The sequence below is a fragment of the Micromonospora sp. NPDC049374 genome (assembly GCF_040677165.1).
GTDB lineage: Bacteria > Actinomycetota > Actinomycetes > Mycobacteriales > Micromonosporaceae > Micromonospora.
On sequence record NZ_JBFAQH010000007.1, the window covers coordinates 256,956 to 279,893 of the forward strand.

Consider the following 22,938-nt stretch of genomic DNA (forward strand, 5'->3'; position numbering starts at 1 on the left):
GGTTGAACTGAGCTACGCCGATGTCCGCGCCACGTTGACCGTCATCGCCTCCCCTACTCCGCTGACCCCGCGCGACATCGCCATGTCGATCGACCGCCACGCCGGACCGTGCCTGATCATCGTTCCGTCAGCGACGGCCGCAGTGCGGGAAGCAGTCGACGCCGCCGGCTGGTCCTGGTTGATCGACGGCGAGCAGCAGGTGACGGGTGTGCTGCGCCTCGACGGGGAACAGGTCGCGCTGCGACCCCCAACGGAGGCAGTAAAGCGATCAGCCAAGCGCGGTCGGGTGCCCTGGGGCACCTTCACCCTGGTCCGCCGGCTGATTCAACAGCCGTACGCGACCCAGCAGGAACTGGCCGTCCTTGTCGGCGTCTCCCAACCACGGATTTCCCAGGCGCTGGCTGCGTTGGCTGACGATGACCTCGTGCGCCGCACGTCGAGCGGCTGGGTCGTGCGGAACCTCGATGAGGCGATCCTGTGGTGGCTGTCGACCTATCCGGGACCGGGGGGCATCAGCACCTACTGGTACAGCCTGGCTTCAGTGGTCGAGCAAGCCCGGGCGGTCGTCGAACTGGTCGCGGAAAAAGATGCTGCTGGCGTCGTGGTGTCCGGGGACGTCGCGGCCGACGTCATCGCCCCATGGCGTGCCCCGACACGGGCGATCCTCTACGCCCGCGCCGGAGTGAACCTGGCCGACGCGGGCTTCGTGCCCGCTGGCGACGAGGAGGCGACGCTCGAACTCACCGTGCCGAGGGATCCGGGTCTGTGGCCAGCCTCCGGCCACGCGGTGCCCGGCCTCCCACTCGCCGATCCGCTCCAGGTCCTCTGGGACATCCGGCGCTCGCCCGGTCCCGACAACGAAGAGGCGGCACAGCGCGTGTGGAACACGCTGCGCCAACGCCACCATGATCGGAGGTACGCGGCGTGACCGGATCGACCCCAGTGCCACCGCGTTCCGTCTCGCTCGTCTCGACCAGCCGAGCCGCGGACGCAGGATTCCTCACCCTTGCTGACCTGGCGGAGATCACCACCGCGCTCGAACTCGACCATCGGATTGTCGGCGGTCACATGGTCACTCTGCTCGTCGCGCTGCACGGCGTATCCGCACAGGTGCCACTGCGCGAGACGGCGGACGCCGACTTCGCCGCCCTGCCCACCGTCATCGCTGACCCTCGCGTACCGGCCGAACTCTCCGAGCGCGGTTACACGTCTCGGGAGGCAGCCAACCGGTTCACCCGCGAGGTCGAAGACTCCCAAGGGCCGCTGACTCTGGTGGTCGACATCCTCGCCCCGTCGTACCAAGGTGCGTTGGTGCCAAACCAACGACACGGTGAACTGGTGGTCGACGAGGTACCCGGCCTCGTGCTCGCGCTACATCGGCCTGCCAAGTTACTCGACGCCCACGTCCAACTCACCGGCGGCGAGGCGCTCAACCTGCGCGTCATGCTTCCGGACGTGGCCTCCGCGCTTTGTCTGAAGGCGCTCGCTTACCGCGGACGATTCGCGGCCAAGGACGCGGTTGATCTGTGGCGACTCATCAACGCGGGCTATGAGGCCGGGCTGCGGGTGGCGGACTGGCCGGGCAGCGTTACCGGCCGCCAGGCCGCAGAGGTGCTGCACCGCTTCTTCGGCGCCCCCCAAGCGGCCGGCCTGAAGCAGATGTCGGCCAGCACGGCAGACCGCATCCGGATGCGGGCGCTGCTGAGAGAAGTGGTGCCGGTTCCATAGCTACGTGGGGGTCAGGCGGCGATGGCGCGGGCGGCGGCGTACATGTCGGCGGGCAACGGGTGCCTCAGCTCCCAGATGATCCGCATCGGCCGGTCGCCGGTGTGTTCCTGGTACGTCATCGGGCCGGCGTACAGGTAGGCCGGCGCGCCCAGGTCGCGGTCCGGTATCCGGGTCTCCCGCACGAAGAGATGCACGGTGGAGCCGCGTGCGGCGTGGTGGATGTATCGCTGCCCGGTCGCGGACGCCGACGACGTGGTGCTCTGCGACTCCCACTGGAAGAGGGTGTCGGTGATGGCCCGGTCGGTGTACATCGTGGTGGGGGAGTAGTGCTGCTCGGACTTGACCAGGGTGACGAAGAAGATGTCGGCCCTGGCATCTGGCAGCCACTTCACGCCTTCCCGCAGCGACCCCGGCTTCGCCATGCCGAAGCCGGCGCACGCCTCGTTGCGGCTGTACCGGGCGTGTACCCGCAGCGGCAGCCCGTCGACCGGCTGCGTGACCCGGTGGATGCGGTCGCGGAGCACCTCGGCCACCTGCCGAAGCTCGGCGCAGCGGGCCGGTTCGGCCCAGAGCCGCGTCAGTCGTTCCTCGCGTTCGGTGAGCGGCACATTCGGCCCCCACAGGTCGAAGTGCAGAATGTCCCAGAGCCGCCCAACCTCCGGCCGCTCGCCGGCCGCCACCCGGGCCAGCAGGTCGAGCCGGTCAGGGTCGTCCAGGTGCAGCATCCGCCCGATGGCCCGGCCCAACTCGCGGTCGTCCCGGCCGCCCGGCGAGCTTTCCAGCCCGGCTAGCCGCCGCAGCCCGGTCCACCCGCCGACGCTCGCCGACCGGTAGACGTCCTCGATCTCCACGCCGGCCTCACGCAGGAACTCGCCCAGGTTCACGTCCCCGAGTAGCCGAAGCTCCTTGACCAGCCCGGCCTTCGAGGTCGGCATCGCTGACTTCAGGTTGGCCAGCACGATGTCCTTGGCCACCCGGTCGAGCTGGATGTGGCAGCCGCTCGGCAGGGACGGGAAGTCGTCGCGTACCGCCTCGGTTATCGCGCGGCGGCTGACGCCGGTCAGAGCCCGCCACCGCAGGTCGAAGCGGAAGTTGGCGTGCTGCCCGCCGATGAAGTCGAGCACGGTCAGGCACGGTTTGTCGTCGTCCAGGCGCAGCCCACGGCCGAGCTGCTGAAGGAAAATCGTGGCACTTTCGGTCGGCCGCAGCATCAGGATCGTGTCGACCATCGGCAGGTCGACACCCTCGTTGAACAGGTCGACGGTGAACAGCACCTTGACCGTGCCGTCCCTGAACTCCTTGAGCAGCGCCTGCCGACCGACACCGTCGACTCGGGAGGTGATCGCCGCCGATCGCACACCGTGCCTGCTGAACCAGCCCGCCATGAACTCGGCGTGCCCGATGCTCACGCAGAACCCGAGCGCCCGCATCCGGTCGACGTCGACGCTGTCCCGTACCGCCCGCAGCACCATCCGCGCCCGCGCGTCGTTGCCGGTGTAGACGCCGTCCAGCTCCGCCGGGTCGTACCCCTGCCCGCGCTTCCAGCGAAGCTGCGACAGGTCGACGTCGTCGTGCAGCCCGAAATACTGGAACGGCGCGAGCAGTTGCCGCTCCAGCGCCTCCCACAGATGCAGCTCCACGGCGGCGCGACCATCGAACCACCGCCGCACGTCGCCGCCGTCACTGCGGTCGGGCGTCGCCGTCAATCCCAGGAGTACGCGCGGCTTCAGCCGCTCCAGCAGTCGGGCGTACGTCGGCGCTTCCGCGTGATGGAACTCGTCGACAATCACCATGTCGTACGCCTCGGGGTCGATCTCCCGCCGGTGCAGCGACTGGATGGAGGCGAAGACGTGCCGCCAGTGCTGCGGCGCCCGGCCCCCGACGAGCGTCTCGCCGAAGCTACCGTCCCCCATGACCTGCCGGAACGTCGCCAGGCTCTGCCGCAGGATCTGCTCCTGATGCGCCACGAACAACAGCGAGTCGACGGCCTTCTCCTGGTGCAGCCGGCGGTAGTCGAGCGCCGCCACCACCGTCTTGCCGGTACCGGTGGCCATCACCACCAGGTTCCGCCAGCGACCGTGCACCTTCCGCTCGGCGTCCAGGTCGGCAAGCACCTCGGCCTGGTACGGGTACGGCCGCACATCCAGGTTGGCGATCTCGGTCGGCGATTCGTCGCGCCGCTCCCCGCGCAGCGCGGCGCGCAGCCGCTCGCCGTCCCTGCCGGGGTGGTAATCCTCGAACGCCGGGTCGTGCCAGTAGTCCTCGAAGGTGGCGGTGAACGTGTCGATGACGTACGGCTGCTCGACGTTCGAGATCCTGACGTTCCACTCCAACCCGTCGACAAGCGCAGCCTTCGACAGGTTCGACGACCCGACGTACGCGGTGGTCATGCCGTTGTTGCGGCGGAACAGCCACGCTTTGGCGTGCAGCCGGGTGGTACGCGTCTCGTAGGAGATCTTGATGTCAGCGCCGAGTTCGGCGAGGCGGTCGAGGGCGCGTTGGTCTGTCGCGCCGAGGTAGGTCGTGGTGATGACCCGGAGGCGGCCACCTCGGTCGATCAGGTCGCGGATAGCCGGCTCGATGATGCGCAGGCCATGCCATTTGATGAACGCGCAGAGCAGGTCGACTTGGTCGGCGGACGCCATCTCGTGGGTGACCTCGTGCCCGATGCGCGGCTGGTGGCGGCCGTTTACCAGCAGTGCGCCGGTGGAGAGTGGGGTGTTGGGGCGTGCCGGGAAGACGGGCGCGGCCGGTGGGGTCGGTGGGGCGGCAATGGCGTGCAAAAGGTGATTGGCGTCGGTCACCTGGTCCTGGGCGGTGGCCACTTGTGGGCTGAGGGCGGCGATTGCTTCGGAGATCCTGTTGGCCAGCTTGACCTGATGCGCAAGTTTGTCGTCGCCCCCGCCAACCGCGAGCAGTGCCCGGCCGGCGAGCGCCGCGATGTGCCGAGCGAACACGTCGTGCGCATCGGCCGGATCAAGTCTGGCGTGCTGGATTAGCCCGGGGCCCAGGTGTTGGAGGCGGCTGGCCAACTCGCGGGTGATGAGGTGCTCGTAGATACCCCGCTCAAGATCCGTCACGCGGGCAAAGTAGCTGGCCCTGTCCTGGGACGCTGCCCTGCCCCGAAGCCAGATGCCCTGCTGTCGGATCTACGACAGATGTGCGCTGTGTCGCTGGCAGAGCTATCCGGAATCGACGCCAACCGTCAGCAAGCACAGGGTCTCAGCTTGTGGCGGGTGCTGTCCTGAGCTGCAGGGACGCCTCAGCCCATGACGAGTTGTCACCATCGGCAATATCAACTTCGCAGGTTATTGACATCGCAAATAGGTTAGAGGAGACCGGCTAAACAGGCGAATACTTTTGGGTCCCGCTGGTAGGACCTCTGCCGGTAATCTCCGCGGCACACCTTGTGGGGAGGTGAGGTCGATGTTTGCCGGGCTGGAGAGGCCGCCCGCAGTCGAGGGCGGTGCTGCTGATCACGGCTGTGCTGGCCGACCTGCGCTCCGCCCGCCGCCAAGGCGTCGTTGCGGACCTCCCGCGGAGGTCTAGTAAGGCCGGTACAGGTGGCACGATCCGCCGCTGAGATTGTCCCGGCCGGCAGAGTTGCTGATCATGATCGCGAGAACGAAGAGCAGGTCGATGGGCACCATCGACCTTCCGCGGAAGGTAGCCATTGTCCGGACTGCCCACTACATCGAATGCCGTGGCTCGGCCCCGGTCTGCGAGCAATGCAGGCGAGCGTAGATCGTACCTGGCCGGGCGCATCGTCCGCGATGTTGACAGCGATAACGGCTTCGCGTGGTGCGAAACGGTCGAGGGTGGGAAGGCGCATCTCCGTTACGTCGACTTGCCTGGTGTACGCGAGGAGGTCCATAAAGTACCTGTCGGCCGCGTTCGCCTAGCAAAGCTTAGCCACGGGACGCGAGTCTGGGTCAGGAGCACGGTATACGGCTGGATGGCAGGCGAAGTGACCGGCCATCTGAGCCGCAGCCGTTACCTGGTACGGCTACCTGCCGTCGCCGGCGACATCGCGCTGGAAGAGCGACACCTGTTGGTGCGATGGTACCGGCCACTGGCCGACCCGATCGCTGCCGTGGCGCACGGATTTTGTGATTCACCCGAGTACTATGAGGCACGTTACCGCTTCTTGGACCAGCTGGTCCACCAGCGTCGTGTCGCCCGCGGTTTCACTGCGGCCTTGTCGGCGCCCATCGCGATTTACCAACACCAACTCGACACAGCCGCCAGAGTGCTGGCAGATCCGGTGCCGCGCTATCTTCTAGCGGACGAAGTCGGGCTTGGCAAGACCATAGAAGCCGGCCTCGTAATCCGCCAGATGCTCCTCGATGACCCCGAAGCGACCGTACTCGTTTCCGCACCAGCCGAGCTGACCAGTCAATGGGAAGAGGAACTGTACGAGCGCCTGCTCCTCGACGGGGAGATTGACGCAGGAAGGCTGCAGTTGGCCTCCCACGAGCAGTTAGCGGACCACCCCACGCTGGAGCAGTTGGCCCTTGTCGTAGTGGACGAGGCGCATCGAGTCGTCGATCTTCTTGACCGAACGCCCGCGCTCCGGCAGAACCTGTTGAAGACCAGGGCCCTCCTACTGCTGTCGGCGACGCCGATGCGCAGAAACTATACGACTTTCCTTGACCTGCTTAATCTTATTGATCCCGTGGCCTTTCCGAGGAACGACATAGAGGGCTTCCGGGAGCGAGTCCAGCAACGCGAGAGGGAGGCTACCGGACTTCAGCTCCTCTCGTCCGCCCGAACTGCCAGGCGCCATCGTCTTAGCGTTCTGAACAATTTAGAAATGCTGCACGGAGCAGACCCGACAATTCTCCGCCTCGTACGGGAGTGCCGATCGGAGGAGGATGGGGCGTCCCCCCTCTGGACCGACCTGGCCGACTACGTACGGGAGACGTACCGCGTCAGCAGGCGAATGATCCGGCATCGCAGGAACACGCCCGCCACTGAGGAATATCCGGTCGCGGGCCGCCGCGCCGTCTTCGTTCGACTCGATGACCCCGCCCGGACCACAGTGGACACATTCCTGGAACGGTATCGGGAACATCTAGGCGAGCGATCTAGTCGAAGCCTATACGCAAGAGCTGTCCTCAACGGACTGGGTGGGCCGCGTGTACTTCTACGCCACCTACAGTTGCGGCTCGCAGCATCGGCCGGCACTCACGACTTCGTACCCCCGAACGACCGGGCCCTGCTGAAGGCAGCCGTGGCTCGCCTCCAAATGATGGACATGAGCGTGCGCCTGCGCTCCATTGTCGAGGTGGTGCAAAATCGGCTCGACCAGGGCCTGAAGGTTGTGGTCGTGGGGACATCGCCTCACACGGCTCGGGAGTTCTACGAGCACGCCACCGCTCGCTGGCCGGGGCGGGTCGGTAGGCACTTCGGCGGTGCGGGTCAGAGCGACCACGAAGAGATCGTCTGGGACTTTTTGTCAGCGCCAGGCGGCCAGGTACTGGTCGGAGACCAGTCACTCGAAGAAGGCCGGAACCTGCAGGATGCCCACGTCCTCGTGAACTTGGACCTGCCGCTCGATCCGAACCGACTGGAGCAGAGAATCGGGCGCCTGGATCGATACAGTCAGCGACCAGGTGCTGCGGAGATCGTCGTCTTCGCTGAACCGGACAGCGACTGGGTCAGCGCGCACCTCCGGCTGCTGACCGACGGTATCGGAATCTTCGCGCAGTCCGCCGCCACGCTGCAGCACAGGTTGGCCGAACTTCTGGATGAGCTGACCCAACGGTTGCAGCATTCAGGCAGGCTTGCATTCGAGTTTGACCTGGTCCAACTGCGGGCCAACCTTGAGGAGGAGCGCGAGGAGGTCGACCTTCTCGAGGAAGTTGAGTCCGGCGCGACTACCTCGCACTTCGACCAGGCGGCTGTGGTTGAACTCCGCGAAGCGGAAAAGGATGTTACCGAGTTGCATGAGGCATTCTCCCGACTTGTCGGGGGGCGAGGAGGCGTTGGGCTGCGATCCTACGAGGACCCGGACAAGGGCTTGGTGCACTTCGGCTCGGAGATCCACGGACTTCCCGCCGATGAAGTAGAGGACCTGCGTCCCCTACTCAAACGACCCCGCGCGTACGAGCGCGATGCTGCCATCGCCCGGAGAGGTGCCGCTCCGCTACGTCTCGGGGATCCCCTCGTCGACTGGCTCTCGCGGTACCTGCAGACGGACGAGCGGGGACGGGCACGCGCCTTCGTTCGACCCTGCTCGGCGGTCGAAGTACCGACTCTCTGGCTGCTTTGCGACTTCCTGGTGGAATTCGACGCCTCGCATGAACAGGTCAGCAGCGAAGCCGAGCGGCGGCGTTTGCAGCGTCGGGCTGATGCGCTGCTGCCACCAGCCATCGTCCGCACTTGGACAAGCGCCTCTGGCCCGGCGCCAGCAAGCCTGGTGCGGGACGTACTGGGCTTACCGTTCGACCCGGGATCAGACCAGGTGTTGAGGGGCGAACTGTGGGAGAAGGTGTTGTCTGCTCTTCCCGACTGGCAGCAACTCTGTCAGATGGCCGGGGAGAGCGCCCACGACATCCTGAAGACCTCCTCGGCGGTGGCGAGTGCACCGGCGGTCGCGGGTAAGCGGGCGCAGGAGGAGGTAACGGCGCGCCTTGCTGTGCTGCGTGCCAGATCGGAGCGGCTGGGGTCAACTGCTGAACGTTTGAGCGCGCAGCTGGACCTTAAGCGCGAGGAGGCTCTCGGTCAGGCGCTAGCAGGTGGCGTCAGGAGGCCCGCTGTATCTATGACCGCCTGCGGCGCCATCGTCCTTTGGCCGGCCTCATGACAGAGCACGCGCCCTCCCTCGATCAGGACGAGCAGCTTCGCGAGCTTCTGGTCTCCCCCTCCAACGGCGTACCCGTATTCGGGGACGATCTCTATGCCCGGGTGGCGCAACTTGTCAGCGACGCCAAGAGCGCCGACCTCGACCTCGCCGTACTCTTTCGGCATCTCCTGCGGCGGTGGTCCCTGGTCGCCAGGCGGAACGTTCGAATTACCGTCTCCCCGCACGTCTCCGCCCGGCTGCGCCACGTGGCTGATGTCGTGGACCTGCGAGAGCACTCGGCAGACACCTGGTTTGCGCCCGCCTGGCAGCCCAAGTGGCTCGACCTGTCGTCGGAGAACTCACCGGACGCCGCGGCTGCGGCTGGCACGGATTTGGCGCGGCGCTTTCACCAGGACGACCTGCCTGCCGACACGTTCTTTGAGAGCTACACCGGGCACACTCAATACCGCACGGCCGGCCAACGTGCCGCCTGTCGGGCCGTGGTTTCGGTTCTAGCCGGCAGCAGCATCATCGCGATGCTGCCCACCGGCTCCGGCAAGACAGAGGTGGCGCTCTGCTTGGCAGAACGATACCCGGATGCGGTAACCCTCATCGTCGTGCCGACAGTGGCACTGGCCTACGACTTCGAACGTCGGTTCCGAGATCACTACGCGCGCAAGAACCCCCGGGTGGACAAGTCTGCCCTGCACTTCGCGTGGACCGCCAGCACGAATGAGGATCTGCGGGAACGACTGCGCCGTCGGGTCATTGACGGCACGCAACCGATCCTCGTCACCTCGCCAGAGTCGGTCAGCCGGGCACTGCGCTCACTGTTGATGGAGGCTGCGTCCGGCGGTCGCCTGGGGGGCTTCGTCGTCGACGAGGCCCATCTGGTCACTCAATGGGGGCGAGACTTCCGCCCAGAGTTCCGGACGCTTGCCAACCTTCGGGATGATCTCGTGAAACGGGCTGGGGAAGCAGGACATCCTAGCCCGACGACCCTGCTACTCAGCGCAACTCTAGGGTCACATGAGCTCCGGGACCTGCGGGAGCTCTTCGGATCCGGGGGGTCGTGCACGTTGATCGCGGCCAACGCCCTGCGGCCCGAGCCCGATATGTGGATCTGCGATGCCGATGACGATCAGCAGCGTGAGGAGTGGGTGGTTGAGGCCCTGGCGCACCTACCGCGACCAGCCTTGCTCTATGTGACCTCGCCAGAAATCGCCGCGCGCTGGCTGACTCGCCTACGCGAAGCAGGGTATCGGCGGATTGCGATGGTGACGGGCGAGACCAAATCTGACGATCGCGCCCGGGTCTTGGCCGACCTCCGTACCACCGACGGCCATCCGAGCAGGGTGGACCTGGTCGTCGCCACGTCGGCCTTCGGGCTCGGTATCGACTACGGACACGTTCGGACCGTCGTGCATGCGTGCCTGCCCGAGACGGTCGACCGGTGGTACCAGGAGTTGGGACGAGGTGGACGCGACGGCGACGCCTCGGTTGCGCTCCTGTTGACCGCCCCGCAGGACCGTCGAGAGGCGTCGAATTTGGGGATCACCGTGCTGACGGCCGAGAATGCGCAGGACCGATGGTCAGACCTCTGGCGCCACCGTCGAGCGTTGCGTGGGAGGTCTTTTCTCGATCTGGAAGGCAGTCGCGGTGTGGGCAAGGGATCGTACAACCGCCGCTGGAACGCCCAACTCGTTCAGGGCCTCGTCGAGTTGAGGGGGCTTCGCCGCTTCCAGGTCGACGCTGAGGACCTGACCGAGTTGATCGCGGACGGCGATCACGAGGCTGACTGGACGGCAGTGGAATTGACTCGCAGTGACCTCGCGACGCCTCAGTTCTGGTCTCAGGAGTGGACGCCATGGCAGAAGGGGGAAGCAGGGCGTTCCACCCAAGCCCTGGAAGTCATGGAGTCGGTCGCCAAGCGAGACGTCCGGGCCTGCGAGGCGATCGCACAGTCGTATCGTCCAGATGTCGGCGTCTATGCGCTGTTCGGTCAGGCAGCCGACTTCGTCGAGCCCGCTTGGCCATGCGGCCGGTGCCCAGGTTGCCGAACCAACGGGGAGACCAAGGCGGACGAACGCCCACCGTGGCCGTCCCAAGCGTGGCCACTTCCCGGTGACATGACCCCCAACCTGGACGACCTCGCGGACGCTGCGGGCGCCCGGGACGGTCTCATCCTCCTCGTGACGGACGACCACGAGCGAGTTACTCCCCCGCTCGCTCGCGCACTGGTCCGCCGCGGCGTCCGGCACATCGCCGGGACTGTAGGAAGCCCTGTAGAGAAACGTGACTGGCTGTTTGTCGACCCGTCGCCTGTCGACCCGAGCGACTTGACGCCCTGCTCTTCCTTTGTGGTCTGGCCGCCAGGACATCGCATCCCGAGATCCTGGCTGAGCTCGCGAGCCCGATCGTCTCGGCGGCTCGCCGCTCCTCCGGCCTTCGATGTGCTGCTGCTGCCGGCAGGGGCAACCATCGGAGGTCGTGAGGTGGGCCGGGATCTCGTGGGGCTCGATGCCGACAGCGCCCTGCACATCCTGGGGAGTTAATCGTGGACTACCTGAAACAGCACAACCTCGCCAGCGTTCCCGCCCTGCTGGTGATCAGCCGGTATCTCGCAACGCAGCCCGACGGTGCGGAAGAGAACGAACTGCAGAGGATGCTGCAACCAGAGGCCATGGCCGAAGGGCGCAGCGCCTCATCTGCTGGCAACGACGCATCCAACGTCCTCACCTCATCATTGAGCGTCGGGGAGGACCTGGGGCTCTTCGACAGTGAACGCAGCGGTCGCGGACTACGCCTATGGAACCTCAAAGACAGTATCCGTGACGATGTTGGGCGACTCCCGTCCGCAGACTCCCGCGGCTTCCGCAGCCTAGTACTCCGTCTGCTTGCAGCGAGAGCTTTGGAAGAGGTGAGGGCTGGGAACGCGCCGTCGGACGTCGCGCTCGCGCTGACCTGGGTACTGCTACGAGATCCTCTTGACCCTCTTTCGACCAACTGGGACAAGGGACCGGAAGCTGCGTTCGAGAACGCCGGCATGCGTACAGCTGTCAGGAATGCCGAGCAGTGGCGAGCCTTTCAGCGGTGGGCCCGGTCACTCGGGATCGCGACGGTCGCAGAGGTCGGCGGGCAGGAAGCCTACCTGTTGATGGACGCCAGCAAGGCCCTGCTCGACGTACTCGGCAGGCTTCCGCAGCAGGAGCGCGCCGAGCAGTGGTTCCGCCAACTACAGGAGATCCTGCCGGTGCTCGGCCATCCGATCCTCGTGTCGGCCCTGCCCGAGGGCAGTGCGAGACCTCAGGGAATCCCGGCATCGCTTGCGCTGGCCGTGCAGAAGCTGAAGCGCCGAGGAGTGCTTGATCTCGCCTTGTCCGCCGACGCGAGCGCCGCAGCCGTCCTGAGAATCGGCGGCCAGAGTTTGCGGATCGGCGAGGTACGTGTCGCGGAGGTGACCGGATGAACAGCACGATGAAGGGTTTCCGCTGCTGGACGACCGGGGACGTGCGCCAGACGGTCTACTCCGACATCGGGGCGCTGCCCAGCGACGCAGACGCAGTCTTCCTCGCCGCACACACGCCCATGGTCGTGTCACACCCCAAGGGGGAGCAACTTCCGGGCGGTGGCTCCGACGAGCGCCAGGTCCTGCGGGCCCTACAGGCGCACATCGGAGATCCCGACCGGAACACGCTGATCGCGGTCACCGGTGAATCGGGGGCCGGCAAGAGCCATGTGGTCCGGTGGGTGAATGCACACCTAGACCCGGACGCTCGATACCACATCCTCTATGTGCCGCGGGCAGTGCAGACCATCCGCGAGCTACTCCGGCGTATCGTCAGCGGTCTCCCCGGCGGCGGCGGACAGGACTTGATGAAACGCATCGACGCGGCCGTCGGAAAGACGACGCCTGCCGAGTTGCAGGACCGCCTGCTGGAAGGGATGCGACTCGCCCTTACCTGGACACTCGAGCCACAGGCAGGAAGCAACGACGAGGACCCGGACAAGCGGAGCGCTCGGGAGGAGCGCAACAACCTCCTGGGAGAGCCGGACGAGAACGGAAAGCGCCGCGACGGACTGGCCGATCTTCTGGTCCTGCCACAGGTGAACCGGGTCCTTCTCAGACCAGGTGGATTACTCGACAACGTCGTGCAGTCGATCTTCGCACAGACCTCCCGGCGGGATGAACAGCAGGAGCGGTTCGAGGATGCGGATCTACCGCTGCGTGTGCCGGGTGTGCGGAGAGAGTTGGCAGGAAACGGCAACCTTCGTGTCCTCTGGGATCAGATCACGCTGGATCCCGAACCGGCGTTGCGGTTGCTGGAAGAGGCACTGCGCAAGGCCTTACCCAGGACCATCGGTCTGCACGACCACACCGGCGAGACCCTGAGCCTTCTGTTTCAGCACTCCCGGCAAGCGCTCCGCAAACAGGGACGCGAACTGATCCTCCTCTTCGAGGACCTCGCTCAATTCGGCCTGGTTGATGGCGAACTGTACGATCAGTTCGTCATCCAACCCGGATCCGACATGGCTCCACTACGCGTCCTCTTCGCGGTGACCGAGCACCGCTACGCAGACTTCCCAGAGACGGTACAGACGCGCATCACGCACCGGTTCAAGGTCGACACCTTCCCCCTCGAGGATCGTGACGCCTTTGTGGCGCGGTATCTGAACCTCGTCCGCCTCGGGCGTAAGGGCGTCGAAGTCGCCTGGTCTGCGGCGCGCAACAGCGGAACGGAGGACTGGGTCCCCAACGCCTGTGATACTCGCGAGGAGGGGTTGGCATGCCGCTTTCGCAGTGAATGCCACGCCGGCTTTGGCACCACGGATGTCCCGGAACTGGGCAGGGTCGGGCTCTACCCATACAACAGCATCGCACTGAGGCGGTCTCTTGAGGCCCGGGGCTCGGATGCGACGCCGAGGCAGATCCTGGACGTCGGCGTATCAGAGGCGCTCGTTGAGGCTGAACCCCACATCGCCCGCGGCACCTATCCCCACGAGCGCGTGCGCGAGCGTTTCGACTTCAAGGTTCAACGTGGGAAGGAGACCCTGCTCGGCGGCCGGGCCGGCGACGACGCGGAGCGGCTGTACCGAGCCATCGTGATCTGGGGCGACGAGGAGCCTCTGCCGTCGGCGGTTCTCGAGGCCTTCGGGCTAGGCAACGGAGCACCACGGAAGCCACAGGCACCGGCGATCGTCTCGCCCAAGCGGCGCGAGGAACCGGCGCGTGTGCAACCCAGTCCTCTCTCGGACCTCTTTCAGTGGCAGAACGGTGTGCGCCTTCCGGATAACCAGGTCGACCTCTATCGGGGCATCCTTCACCGTCTCGTGTCCTCGCGCCTCGACCTGGACCTGGACCTGTTCCACACCCTGAACGGGCACGGCGCTGAGATTCTCAATGGCCTCTTCAACCGGCAATCCTTCGACTTCGGCTCCGACGCGCGTGGCCGACCTGCAGGGGCCGGGAGACTACACTTCGAACTAGGGCGTACCGCGGAGGACATCCGGGTCCTGATTGCCGCGCGATGGTTCGTGGACAATGGGCACTGGCTCCCGGACAAGGGCAAATGGCCGTGGCCGGAGGGCTACGATCCGGTCGAGATGATGCTCAGCCTCGAAGAGCGATTCGATCACTGGGCTGAACTCGTCCGCACGGCGTTCCGGGATCGCGTCGGCGGACGGGACCTGGCGTGCGCGTCGGTGGGCACCCGAGCAGTCGCGCTGCTGGCCGCCGGAGCCTCGCCCGACCAATTCCGCGACGTCGGCGCTGTGCTGGCTGAGACCGCCGGAGCGGTCATCAAGAGCACACCGGGTTGGGCGGCCGTCGACGGCACGGCACGTGACGTGCTACGACGTGTAACAGCGACTGACCTGGTGGGACAACTCGCCGCGGTGCGGCAAGGACCGACCGGCAAACCGCAACTCATCGATGCCGCCGAGCTTGAGGCTGGGCTTCAACGAGTCCTGAGCGAACCGACGGAGCACCTCAGAACGGTGGCGGTGCGATACGCCGACGCTGAGCCGGTTGTCGCCAAGGCAGCGCAGGATCTGCTGTCCGCCATCGAAGGAGAGACTGCAAGCTTCCTGGCGGAGGTGGCCGCGGCCGTCAAGGAGTTGGCTGGCGGGCTCGAAGGGCAGACGCCGACGTCCGTTGCCCAGGCGGCGAAGGAGGTGGGGAAGCGCGCTCTCGACAATCACCTGTTCCGTCCTCATGACGGCTGGTACGCGTTCAGCAACGCACTTGATCGGCTCGAGGTCCTGCCACATCACCTGCCGCTCAACTGGCAGGCAGACGTCGGAGAGCCAGCCGCGCAGGAGGCACTGAGCATCCAGCACTGGGCGCGAAAGGCGGTCGTGGGTGCGCAGGACCTCGAGGTGGTCCGGCAAGCAATGGCAGCCACACGCCGAGAGTGCGCCCGCAGCGGAGGTCAGGCCGGCGATCTGGGTCAGTTGTCCGCGACAGTGCGCCGGAAGCTCAGTCAGGTTGAGGCGCTCCTCCAAGCCTTGAGTACCGCGGAGGCGAAGAATGGCTGACGTCACGACGTGGATCAGGGAGACCCGGGAGGCGGTCGACCAGGCCAGCGACAGCCTGCTGCTACAGGCTGACCTTGACGCTTTTGGCCAGTTCGACGAGCAACTCGAGGATGCCCTTCGGGAGCTCACGGCATTGGCGCAGGCTGCGGTCCTCGGCCGTGGCGACTGGTGGGCCGGCGTGGATGCCACGCCGGATCTCTGGACTCAACTGCGGTCGGCACAAAGCGAGTTGGACAAACGACAGTTGGGTTCGGTCGTAAACCTGCTCAACAGGCTGAGGACCCAGGCGCGGGACGCCGTGAAGGACGGGTGGAGCACTTATGTCGCGTCCCGGGCTGGCAATGCTCTCGAGCTCCGAGACCTGGTGAGGGCACTTGCCGGTGTCGAGGGTCTTGAGGATGTCGCGCCCAAGCTCGATGCTGCCCTCGGCGACTTGGCGCGGCTTCAACGAAAGCCGCCCGACGCCGACTCGGTGCGGGTGCTCGCGGAGGTCACGGAACTCCTGGCGCTTCTAGAGCAGCGACTCCCTCCGGCAGTGAAGGGGTTTGTTTCTGCGGCGACACAGGGCGGCGCCGCACTCGACCTGGTCAACGACGACGTGCGGAATTGGCTGGTCGACAACAACGCCCTTTACAACTTCCGGGTGGTGCCGGGGCGGCCTCAGGACGGCCACGGTGGGTGAACCAGCGCTCGAAGCGCTCACGACCATCGAACTCCGTGAGGCGGAACTGCTCGCGTGGGGAGCGGTTGGCGCCGAGTGGACCGAGGACGAAGCCCTGGCGCTGTTGGCGGACCATGACGAACCGACGGCTCTGCTGCGTGAACTGGTCGACGCCGCGCTCGTCGTCCTCTCCCCAACCGGCGGCTACCGGTCCCGCAGCGCCGAAACGGTACGTCTGCTTGCCACGTTGCGTCAGGCGTTCCCGGGAAGACGAGTTACCGAGGGACGGCCGCTGGTGCTGGATCACCGGTTTCTCCATCGGCCGCGGAGGCGCCCCAAACGGGACATAGCTGCCGGTCAAGTGCTCGCGGAAATCCGCGGGTCCCTGGGTTCGGCAGGCGTCGCCGCGGCCAGGCGGCTCATCCCCGAGACGTTGTCCGGATTTCAGCAGCGGAGCACAACGGCTGTGCTGGAGGCGCTGGGCAGCCGTCAACAGGCGGGAGCGATGATCACCGCTGGGACCGGCAGTGGGAAGTCGTTGGCCTTTTACCTTCCATTGATCAGTTGGTTGGCGGACCAGACGGCGACGAGGCGGAGTGGGTCACCAGGTGGCACTTTAGCTCTGGCCCTGTATCCCCGTAACGAGCTGCTCAAGGACCAGCTGCGAACGCTGGTGGGGTACGCGAAGCGCCTCGGCGGAACCCACGGTTCACGCGGTGTGGGGTTGAGCATCGCCACGTGGTTCGGCCCCACCCCCGCCTCCGCCTACCACGTTCAGAAGGGCTGGGCTGAGGGCTGGGAGAAGCGCGGAAGGGGCTACGTCTGTCCGTACCTGCGGTGTCTCGAATGCGACGCGGACCTGGTATGGCCGGAGGCTGACTGCCGTGCTGGCGACGAGCGGCTGGTGTGCAGCTCCTCCTCATGCAAGGCGGAGGTGGAAGGGAAGTACCTGAGGCTGACGCGCGACCGCGCTCGGCAGCAACCTGCCGATCTCATGCTCAGCACGACAGAGTCGCTCAACCGGCAACTCGCCGCCCCGGGCAACCTCGGCGCATTCGGCATCCGTCCGGCGACCCTCGCCGCCGTCCTGTTGGACGAGGTGCACACGTATGAGGGCACCTCTGGGGCGCAGAACGCCCTCCTGCTGCGCAGGCTCAAACACAGGCTGGGTCGTACTCCTGTCTGGGTCGGCCTGTCGGCGACGCTGCGTAACGCGGGTGACTTCTTCTCCCGGCTCGTAGATTTGCCGCCGAGTGCCGTCACGGTCGTCGAGCCAGACGTCGGCGAGTTGGCGGAGTCAGGGGCCGAGTACCTCCTGGCGCTTCGCCACGACCCACACTCCGGGACGGGTACGCTCTCCACCACCATCCAGGCCTGCATGGCGCTCGCTCGCTGCCTCGACTCTACCGCGGATGACCCGTTCAACCCACCACCCTCGTCCGGCGGCGCCTTCGGCAGTCGGCTGTTCGCCTTCACCGACAAGCTTGACAGCACCAACCGGCTCTACTGGGACCTTCTGAACGCCGAAGGCTGGCGGTGGCCGGGGAAGCTTCTGAAACGCCGCCCGCAGACCCTCGCTCACCTGCGCGGGGCAGTGCAGGGACGGATGGCGGCGGACCGCCGGGAGGCAACCGGTGACCGCGACCCCGACGGGCAATGGTGGTGGCTGCCGGACCACCTGGGTCACGGCGTGGAGGCGGACCGACCCTTGCGGATTGGCCGCACCAGCTCGCAGGACCGGGGAGTCGCCACCACCGCTCAGGTGATCGTCGCAACCGCAACCCTCGAGGTCGGGTATGACGACGACCGGGTGGGCGCAGTCCTGCAGCATAAGGCACCACACGACGCCGCGCAGTTCCTGCAGCGCAAGGGCCGCGCCGGACGAGTGCCGTCGATGCGGCCGTGGACCGCGGTAGTGCTCAGCGACTGGGGCCGGGACCGCCAGGCGTGGGACGCCTACGACGCCCTGTTCGACCCGGATTTGCCGCCGCGAAACCTCCCCATCGAGAACTTCTACGTACTGAGGATCCAGGCGGTCTACGCTCTTCTCGACTGGTTGTCCATAGAGCTGGGTTACTCCGCCGGTGAATCCACCTGGGAAGATCTGGCAGGTCCCGCCTCGGCGCTGTTTCGCGAGAACCCCAGAAAGCAGTCCGAGGCGCGTAGCCGGCAGGCCGCCCTGTTAGCTTTGCTCGATCGGCTGTTGCGCCCCGGTCCGGAACGAGAGCGGCTTCGTCGCCACCTGCGAGACGCGCTCGCCATCGGCATCGGTGAATGGGCGGACTCGGTCGTCGACACCCTCCTGTGGGACGCACCCAGGCCCCTGCTGCTGGCCGTTGTGCCCACGATGCGTCGTCAACTGCGGGACCAGTGGCGGGGCGAGGAGCCGCTGGAGGACAACGCCGGCCTGCGGACGCGCACCCCGCTGCGGCAGTTTGTGCCGGGCAACCTCTTCGACGACCTCCTGGTACCTGACGTCGAGTTGCAGGTGCCTGGGCGTGGTGACGAGGTGGACGTCGCGCACCTCCCGGCCCTGAGGGTGCTGAACGAATTCTGCCCGGGCAACGTGAGCAGGCACTTCGGCGTGTGGGCGACGAACAAGCGGCACTGGCTGCCGCTGCCCACCACTGCTCCCGGCGAGCAGGAACTGCTGGTCGACGTGGAGAGCACTTACCGTGCTGCGCTGGTGGACCTCGTCGACGATGACGATGACCGGGTGGCCGTCTATGCGCCGATGGCAGCAGCGCTGGAGCCTGTCCTCGACAGCGTCCGGGACGCGTCCAGCGTCCGCCCCGAGTGGCGCTTCCACGTATCGGCCCTCGGCGGTGGATCCCCGGTGCGGCTCGCCCGGAGAGCCAGCCGGATGCTCGAGGCGGTCACCGCCCACCTCCATGTCCAAGGCGGTGGGGTGCGGACCGTGCGGTACGCCAGGACAGCACGCGGGACGGTGTGGGAGCCTCGCCCTCGACCGGTCGCCCTGAGATTCGGTATTACCGGAGAGCAGGGGTGGCTGCCGGCAGCCGTGGGTGTGGACATGCAGTGCGACGCCTTGGAGGGCAGGGTCAGGATCCCCGACGGCATCCAGCCCCCCACTCCCCCGGAGCGATCACAGCGCCTCCGGCACCGGCTCGAGGTCGAAGCTGATCTCCCAGACGCCATGTCAGTCTTCGACCGGGACACTCTCGTCGACGTAGTACTTCTAGCAGCCACGTCGGAGCAGGTCGAGAGTGGGAAGCCGTTGGGCGAGTCAGGACTGGCTGGCGCGTTGCGGCAGGCAGCCGAGACGTTGGGGCTGACGGTTCCGGACGAGACCGGCGAGCGAAGCGAAAACGACGAGCGGCGCTGGGAGAGCTGGCTCGGCGATCCCACCCTGCTCTCTGCCGTGCACGACTCGCTGAAGGAGATCTCGGGAGACGAGCGGTCGCCGGCGTGGACCACGTGGTGGCACAGGCGGTTCACCCTGTCGGTGGCCCAACTCGCCCTGGCTGCGCTCTCGACGCTGTGCCCCGGGGTCGACATCGACGACCTCATGATCGACCTGTCCCCCGAAGACGACAGCGCCTTTTGGATCTCGGAGCCCTCGCCCGGTGGGACGGGGCACGTGGAGGCATTCCAGTGGCTCCTCGCGGAGAATCCGGAGGCGTTCGCGCACGCGCTCGAGGACGGGCTCACCCCGTCCGAGGCGGAGACCATGGACGAGGAGCTCAGCCTGCTGGTACGCACGGAGGCAGCCGAGGTGCGGGCAGCGCTTGACGAGCTCCGGACCTCTTGGCGTAACGGCCACGCTGTTGTCGCCCGCGCAACGGAGCGGGTTGACGAGGTGGCACAGACGCAGGATCTCGCCCTGGGCGGTCCGGCCCGATCCGCGCTGAGCACCCGTCTTGCCGGGCCGGGCGCCCATCCTCGCCTCTTGGCAGAGGTCGCATCGTGGCTGGATCTGCGGGACCACGCGGCCGAGCAAGCTGGGATCGAGGTGAGCGCGCGGACCCTGGGGGCGCTGCTGGCCGACCACGTGGACCTCGACCAGGTGCTTCATCTTGGAGCCGGGGTGACTGCACAACGGCGGGCTCGCGCGGTGTCCAACGTACTGTGGCCGTGGGGTCAGGCCGCCCAACCAACCGTCTCCTCCAACCCCTACGGTCCCCGCCTTGCGGCGTCGTTTCCCCTTGTGCGGGAGCACGTGGATCTCGGACCGGTCGTGTTCGACGTCGCGCCGTGGGATGACAAGCGGCGCAAGGAACTCCACGACATGCTGATCGAGCAGGGTGAGGTGGCGCTGCGGGTCGGGCACGCCGATCGGGAGGTCCTGCGGTCTGCCGTCTTGGACCTGCAGACCCAACCGGTCGAAGTCGGGGCGCTCCTGTGTCATCCGGTGATCCTGGGCGTACGGAGGACGGTCCGCTTCCTGGAGGCCCGGGTGTTGCTGCGGGAGTCGCTGTGAACAGGGTGATTCGCAAGTCCAAGGCGCAGAGCGCGAGTGAGGTACTGGACCTGCTCGGCGCGCTGTTCGCTGCGGAACTCGTCAATCCCAGCAAGTGTCTGTGGCTGGTGTCGCCGTGGATCTCCGATGTTGAAGTGGTCGATAACCGTGGCGGCACCTATCCGGCCCTGACCCGTTACGGACGCCGGCGTATCCGGCTCGCTGAGGTCCTCACCAGCTTGGCGGCCGAGGGGACGCGGGTGGTGATCGCCACGACGTCTGACGCCCACAACGACACGTTCCGCCGTCGCCTTGAACGTCTTTCCGTCGACATGCGGGTCACCGACCAGGTCACGATCGTCGTGAACGGCACCCGCAGCCTGCACACCAAAGCCCTGACCAGCGACGACTACGCCCTGGTTGGCAGTATGAACATCACCTACAACGGCATCCTGCTCAACGAGGAGCAGGTGGAGCTGAGGCGCGAGCCCACCTACGTTGCCCAGGCGCGGATGGACGCCTTCGACCGCTTCGGGGGTGTGCTGTGACGCTGCTCGAGACGCTGCAAGTGGGCATGGGAGACCCGGCCCGCTTTAAGGGGCTCCGCCAGCGGGTGGAGATGCTAGTAGAGGGGCAGGCGCGGGGCTGGGTCAGCGGCTCCAGCGGCTGGCTGGTCGTCCCGCTCCAGCGCCACCCCCAGGGCTTCTACCTTCTGTCCGAGGACCGGGAGGGGCAGCGTCGGGGACGCGAGGTGTTACAGGCGTTCCTCGGCCCGGCGACTGCGGTCATCGAGGCGGTACAGCTCTCGCCCGGGGCGGAGCAGGCTGACCGGTCCCTGCAGGCCGCGGGCTTGGTGCAACTGTCGTATGTGCGCCGGATCGATTCCGCACCCGGCGAGTTGCTCGACCGGCTGGAAGACGCGGTCTCCACCGCCAAGGGCAGGGACGCGCGGCTACGCCCTATCCGGCCCTCGCACGTCGACCTGCTGCGTGACTTCCGACTTGCCCTGCTGCAGCGGGACAGTCGACTTGCTGAGCAGGCGCTGCAGGACCTTCGCCTGACTGGGCAGCTCAGCGCCGAGAACCTCCGGTTCCTGCACATCGAACTTCTCGGCGAACTCGGGCGGTGGCGCGAGCTCCGCGAGCTGCCGTATCTGGCCGAGCTGCTGCGGACGCGTCGATCTCGCACGGTTAACGAAGTCCTTCTCGAAATGCTGTGGTGGACCGAGGTGGCCGACCTGTGGGCAGGCGGTCTTACCCCACAGGACGTGTACGAGAACGCCCAGCTCGGTGCCCGTTACGGCGCCGTCCTCGCCGCGGTCGACGTCCCGTCCAGCGCCGGTGGCCGTGCGGTCGCCGCCGTGGACGCTCTGGCGCGGGGTGACGACGAACGATTCCTGCGACTGCTACACGTCGCTGACGATGCCGAGCAGGAGCGGCTCCACCGCTTGGCTGCGGTCGCGCAGCCTACGGCCCAGCCGACGGCGATCGGCAGCGACGATATCCGAGCGTTGTTCGAGGGCAGCCAGTACGAGGCGGTCATACAGGCTTTCCTCAACACCGCCGACCCTGACATCGCCGAATTCGCAGTGCAGGCCGTCCTCGACAAGCAGGACAGCGGCAATGGCCCTGCCGTGCTCGAAGTCGTCCAGGCACTCGTCGGGGAGGAACGGCTAAGCCTCGACCGGCGGCTTCGCCGGGACATCGACGACCTCGCCCGGTTCGTCGATGGCGCCTGCCGGGGTTGGATCGAATGGTGCTTGCGGCTAGGCGGGGACGAACGCTGGCCAGAAGCGGCGGAGGTCCTGCGTATGCAGCACGCACAATGGGAGGGCCTTCGAACGCTGCCGGCTTCCAAGCTGAGTGGGTTGGCGAGCGGCGTGTTGGACGCCTGGACGGGCGTCAACGCGGACCAGGTGGCGGTAGTGCTTGACCTCCTCTGTCTGGCCGCTGCCGATGCAGCTTCGACAGCTCAGGCGGTAGAGTTCTGTGACACCGTCCTGGAAGTGCTGGCGGACCAGCAAAACATGAGCGGGCCGGTACGCGAGGCGTACCTGGTTCTGCTCGAGCAGCTACTGCAGGCGGCTCCGGCAGAGAGTCGTTATCTGGAGTTGCTGGGCCAAGTGGCCGTCGTCTGGCGGCGGGTGGCCTCACCGACCGTGTTCGACTGGGGTCTCGCTCTCGTCGAGGTCCTGTTAACTGCTCCCGCTCCAAACCTCGGCAGCCGGGACGCGACCGTAATGGAGGTCCTGAGTAGAGGACAGGACTTCCAGAAGCGGCTCAGCCTGCGGCAGCGCTCGGAGTTGCAGGCGCTAGCCGAAGAGGTTGGTCTGCCGTTCCAGTCCGTGCAAGAGCCGACGGAGAAGACGGAAGAACTGTGGCGTCAACTTGATGGTCGAGTAGTTGGGCTGTATTCGCTTCTACCAAGAGCCGCAGAATCACTCGAGAAACGTCTGTCTCGATTGTGTTCGCCCAGAGCAGTTGAGGGAAACGCCGACACGGTATCCACTACTGCATTGCAGTCGCTCGCGCGTCGCGCTGACTATCTGATTGTGGATACCTGGCATGCATCCCATTCTGCCACCGGCGCCATCGACGCCGTCCGGACGAGGAGTCGACAAATCTTACCGCGGGGACGTGGCGTGACGGCGTTCCTGCAGGCGTTGGAGCAGTCGCTGTCTGCACCGACGATGGTTGAGTAGAGTTTACTTGATTGGAAGCGCCGCCAATAGTTTCTGGCAATTGGTCGCGTTGGTGCGGTCTTGAACTTAACGGCTAAGACCGCACCAACGCTATTCGCTCTAGG

Annotated in this window: 11 protein-coding genes; 10 read left to right on the top strand and 1 reads right to left on the bottom strand. The window is 66.4% G+C overall.

The window, feature by feature from the left end; translation table 11 throughout:
• The first annotated feature begins 178 nt into the window (after window positions 1-178).
• Together AB0J93_RS14925 and AB0J93_RS14930 are read left to right on the top strand one after the other, a co-directional pair.
• Window positions 179-928, top strand: a complete 750-nt coding sequence (locus AB0J93_RS14925) for a hypothetical protein (RefSeq protein WP_363921979.1) — start codon at window positions 179-181, stop codon at window positions 926-928.
• Window positions 925-1,728, top strand: coding sequence for a hypothetical protein (locus AB0J93_RS14930; protein ID WP_363921981.1), 804 nt, complete (start codon window positions 925-927; stop codon window positions 1,726-1,728). The genes AB0J93_RS14925 and AB0J93_RS14930 overlap by 4 nt, the downstream gene beginning before the upstream one ends.
• Before the next feature lie 11 nt (window positions 1,729-1,739).
• Here AB0J93_RS14930 and AB0J93_RS14935 read toward each other — a convergent pair whose 3' ends face one another.
• Window positions 1,740-4,808, bottom strand: coding sequence for a DUF3427 domain-containing protein (locus AB0J93_RS14935; protein ID WP_363921983.1), 3,069 nt, complete (start codon window positions 4,806-4,808; stop codon window positions 1,740-1,742).
• A 623-nt stretch (window positions 4,809-5,431) separates the two neighbouring features.
• Between AB0J93_RS14935 and dpdE the strand changes: the two genes are divergently transcribed.
• The 8 genes from dpdE to dpdD are packed head-to-tail and all read left to right on the top strand — an operon-like array spanning window position 5,432 to window position 22,834.
• Complete coding sequence (gene dpdE, locus AB0J93_RS14940; RefSeq protein ID WP_363921985.1) at window positions 5,432-8,536, top strand: protein DpdE; 3,105 nt, start codon at window positions 5,432-5,434, stop codon at window positions 8,534-8,536.
• On the top strand, window positions 8,533-11,070 hold the full coding sequence (gene dpdF, locus AB0J93_RS14945) for a protein DpdF (protein WP_363921987.1): 2,538 nt from the start codon (window positions 8,533-8,535) through the stop codon (window positions 11,068-11,070). The genes dpdE and dpdF overlap by 4 nt, the downstream gene beginning before the upstream one ends.
• A gap of 2 nt (window positions 11,071-11,072) precedes the next feature.
• On the top strand, window positions 11,073-11,984 hold the full coding sequence (locus AB0J93_RS14950; protein ID WP_363921989.1) for a hypothetical protein: 912 nt from the start codon (window positions 11,073-11,075) through the stop codon (window positions 11,982-11,984).
• Entirely contained in the window at window positions 11,981-15,052 is a 3,072-nt protein-coding gene (locus AB0J93_RS14955) for a hypothetical protein (protein ID WP_363921991.1), read from the top strand. The genes AB0J93_RS14950 and AB0J93_RS14955 overlap by 4 nt, the downstream gene beginning before the upstream one ends.
• Entirely contained in the window at window positions 15,045-15,734 is a 690-nt protein-coding gene (locus AB0J93_RS14960) for a hypothetical protein (protein ID WP_363921993.1), read from the top strand. The genes AB0J93_RS14955 and AB0J93_RS14960 overlap by 8 nt, the downstream gene beginning before the upstream one ends.
• Window positions 15,727-20,154: a protein DpdJ gene (dpdJ, locus tag AB0J93_RS14965; RefSeq protein ID WP_363921995.1), complete on the top strand. Its 4,428-nt coding sequence runs from the start codon at window positions 15,727-15,729 to the stop codon at window positions 20,152-20,154. The genes AB0J93_RS14960 and dpdJ overlap by 8 nt, the downstream gene beginning before the upstream one ends.
• Complete coding sequence (dpdK, locus tag AB0J93_RS14970) at window positions 20,151-20,681, top strand: phospholipase D-like domain-containing protein DpdK (protein WP_363921997.1); 531 nt, start codon at window positions 20,151-20,153, stop codon at window positions 20,679-20,681. The genes dpdJ and dpdK overlap by 4 nt, the downstream gene beginning before the upstream one ends.
• The gene (gene dpdD, locus AB0J93_RS14975; RefSeq protein WP_363921999.1) at window positions 20,678-22,834 is read left to right on the top strand and encodes a protein DpdD; all 2,157 of its coding nucleotides are present in this window, start codon (window positions 20,678-20,680) and stop codon (window positions 22,832-22,834) included. The genes dpdK and dpdD overlap by 4 nt, the downstream gene beginning before the upstream one ends.
• Window positions 22,835-22,938 lie beyond the last annotated feature (104 nt).